Origin of the sequence: Kitasatospora sp. NPDC059722 (genome assembly GCF_042733235.1) — a bacterium.
Lineage (GTDB): Bacteria > Actinomycetota > Actinomycetes > Streptomycetales > Streptomycetaceae > Kitasatospora.
On record NZ_JBHWGD010000071.1, the window covers coordinates 1 to 2,438 of the forward strand.

At 75.8% G+C, this 2,438-nt stretch carries 2 protein-coding genes; both read left to right on the forward strand.

Features of this window, described 5'->3' with window-relative positions; all coding sequences use genetic code 11:
* Nucleotides 1-213 precede the first annotated feature (213 nt).
* A complete protein-coding gene (locus ACFV4F_RS32730; RefSeq protein ID WP_380508012.1) occupies nt 214-1,533 on the forward strand; it encodes a geranylgeranyl reductase family protein in 1,320 nt (439 codons plus the stop codon).
* A gap of 127 nt (nt 1,534-1,660) precedes the next feature.
* Nucleotides 1,661-2,308: a TNT domain-containing protein gene (locus ACFV4F_RS32735; protein ID WP_380508015.1), complete on the forward strand. Its 648-nt coding sequence runs from the start codon at nt 1,661-1,663 to the stop codon at nt 2,306-2,308.
* Nucleotides 2,309-2,438 lie beyond the last annotated feature (130 nt).

A 2,438-nucleotide genomic window follows, 5' to 3' on the forward strand; every position in this document is an offset into this window, starting at 1 on the left:
CTCCTCCGCCTTGCGATGCACGCACCCAGACGCCGCACGGCCCGCCCTCCGGGCGGACGACGGGGGTTTGAAGACAGGCCCCAGGTCCCGCCCCGGTGGCCGGTATTGACCGGTCGTCGGGGCGGGACCGCGTGTCGGGCGGCGGCGGACGTCGGCGTTCCCTATCGTCGGGTCCGCCGACCCAGCAGCCGATCAGACCCGTGGGAGTGCGCGATGCCCGGACCGGAGCAGCAGTCGACCGCCCCAGGGCCCGGCCCCGGCCCCGCCCGGACGGAGCACTGCGCGGACGTCATCGTGGTCGGCGCCGGCCCCTCCGGCTCCACCGCCGCCTACCACCTCGCCCGCACCGGGCTCGACGTCCTCCTCCTCGAAAAGGCGGCCTTCCCCCGCGAGAAGGTCTGCGGCGACGGCCTCACCCCGCGTGCCGTCAAGCAGTTGACCGACCTCGGCATCGACGTCTCCGAGGAGGCCGGCTGGCTGCACAACCGCGGGCTGCGCCTGGTCGCCGGCCGCCGCACGATCGAGTTCGACTGGCCCGAGCTCTCCGCCTTCCCCGGGTACGGCGCCGTGCGCCGCCGTGCCGACTTCGACGAACTGCTCGCCCGCCGCGCCGCCGCGGCCGGTGCCCGACTGGTCGAACGGGCCAACGTGGCGGGCCCGTTGGTCGACGACCGGAGCGGCCGGATCACCGGCGTCACCGCCAGGCTCGGCGACGACCGCAGGCCCGTCGACTACCACGCACCCGTCGTGGTCGCCGCCGACGGCAACTCCACCCGCCTCTCGCTCGCCATGAAGCGCTACCGCCGCACCGACCGCGCGGTGGGCGTCGCCTACCGCACCTACTTCACCACCCCGCGCCACGACGACCGCTACCTGGAGGCCTGGCTCGACCTGCGCGACCCCACCGACCCCGGCCGCCGCCTCCTGCCCGGCTACGCCTGGGTGTTCGGCATGGGCGACGGCACGGCCAACGTCGGCCTCGGCGTGCTCGACACCGCCGGTGTCGACCTCGACTGGCGCGACCTGCTGCGCCGCTGGTGCGACGGCCTCCCGCCGGAGTACGAGTACGGCCCGGACGCCGTCACCGAACCCGTCCGCGGCTCCGCCCTCCCCATGGGCCTCAACCGCGGGCCCCACTACGCCGACGGCCTGCTGCTGATCGGCGACGCGGGCGGCACGGTCAGCCCCGGCACCGGCGAGGGCATCGCCTATGCGATGGAGTCCGGCCGCTACGCCGCCGAGACGATCGTCCAGGCGCTCGCCCGCCGCACCGACCGTGGCCGCGAACTCGCCCTGCGCGCCTACCCGCAGGCGCTGCGCTCCGCCTACGCCGGGTACTTCGCGCTCGGGCGGCTCGCCGCGGACCTGCTCGGCCGCCCGAAGCTGCTCGCCGCGGCGGGCGCGGCCGGGCTCGGGCGGCCGGCGCTGCTGAACATCGCCTTCCGGCTCATGGTCAACCTGACCGAGCCCGACTCGAAGGACGCCCTCGACCGGCTGCTGCACCTGATCGGGCGGGTCGCGCCGGGGCGGTGAGCCGGGCCGCCGGGCGGCAGGTTGGCCGAAAGGAGGGGATTCGGCGGGGCAACCGCGACATCCGATTGACGGATGATCAGATGATCCGCTTGCCTGGTGTCGAATCCCCCCTGACGACGGAGACACCGTGCGCCTTCGCCTGCTCATCGCGCCGCTCGCCGCGGCCGCGGCCCTGATATCCCCGACCGTCCCGGCGGTCGCCGCCGACCGGGCCACCCCCGCCGGCGAGTGCTCCGCCGCCTTCCGGCACGGCGACGCCCGCCTCGGCCCCCAGGACCTGCCGACCAGCGGCCCGGTCGGCGAGCAGGTCGACGGCTACCGGCGCACCGGCGGCGCGAGCGAGCGCGACTTCCTCGCCCAGTACTGGGACGCGGCGGCCAACGGCGGCAAGGGCGGCTGGAAGTACCCGCCCGCCGACGGCTTCGTCACGCTGCCCGACGGCAGCCCGGTCGAGTTCGACCTCACCCTCCACCCGGACCAGGACATCGACCGCTACGGCAGCGAGTACGGCGCCTTCCTCGCCCCCGAGGGCCTGCCCTACGAGAACCGCGCGATCCCGCCGCAGAGCCTCGACGGGAACCCGGCGGCCGGCTGCAACTACCACGACTACAAGGTGGTCAGGGAGTTCACGGTGCACGCCGGCCCGATCGCGCCGTGGTTCAACCAGCCCGGCTGGGGCCTGCAATACCAGCTCGACGGCGCCCTCGTGCCGGGCGGCCCGGCCAGGCTGAACGTGCTCTGGCTGGTCGACAACGGCTACCTGGCCCGGATCTGATCCTGATCTTCAAGGCCGGCCCGGGGGGGGGGGGGGCGGGCCGGGCGCCGCCGCCCCCCCCCCGCGCCCCCCCGCCCCCCCCCACCCGCGCGCGCGCCCGGCGCCGGCCAACCGCGGCCGGTCGGTGTCG

Excerpts from the sequence above, each read along its gene's own strand:
- ACFV4F_RS32730 (WP_380508012.1), top strand. The coding sequence starts at position 214 with ATGCCCGGACCGGAGCAGCAGTCGACCGCCCCAGGGCCCGGCCCCGGC.